Below are 488 nucleotides of genomic sequence, written 5' to 3' on the forward strand. Positions count from 1 at the left end.
CTGACACGGCAAACCAATCCCAGCTGCTTCATAAGACGCTGTACCGTCTTGTGGTTCAGATGAATCCCTCTGTTGTACAGCGCTGTGGTAATACGGCGGTAACCATACCGCCCTTTGTTTTCGTGGTAGATGGTCGCAATTTCTGTTTTAGCCTCTTCGTATTTGTCTGCACATCTCATCCTCTTTAGATGATAGTAAAAAGTTGCGCGGGGAAGCTGAGCGATTGAAAGAAGAATGTCCAGAGCGTGTCTTTGCCTCAGTTTTTGAACTACCTGCGTTTTCTGCGCTGGCGTCGCTCGTCTTCCAAAACCAAGGCTTGCAAGTTTTTTAAGTATTCATTCTCCGCACGCAGCCGCTGCACCTCGGCAAGCAGATCCTCTTCCACCGCTTTCGACAGTTGTTTGGGACGACCCTTACTTCCACGACCGCGTCGCTCTACTGTAAAACCTTCCGGTCCCTCCATCAGGTAGATCCGCTCCCAATCTTTG

The 488-nt window shown here is 50.0% G+C and carries 1 protein-coding gene and 1 pseudogene; both read right to left on the minus strand.

The annotated features are described in order from the left end of the window. Window positions 1-179 (minus strand): IS3 family transposase (locus H7U37_RS16490; protein ID WP_204877008.1); only part of this gene is annotated, 179 nt, incomplete at its 3' end. 89 nt (window positions 180-268) lie between these two features. After that, window positions 269-488 (minus strand): annotated as a pseudogene (locus tag H7U37_RS15245) (helix-turn-helix domain-containing protein); the annotation flags it as partial.

Origin of the sequence: Pseudoflavonifractor phocaeensis (genome assembly GCF_016901735.1) — a bacterium.
Lineage (GTDB): Bacteria > Bacillota > Clostridia > Oscillospirales > Oscillospiraceae > Pseudoflavonifractor_A.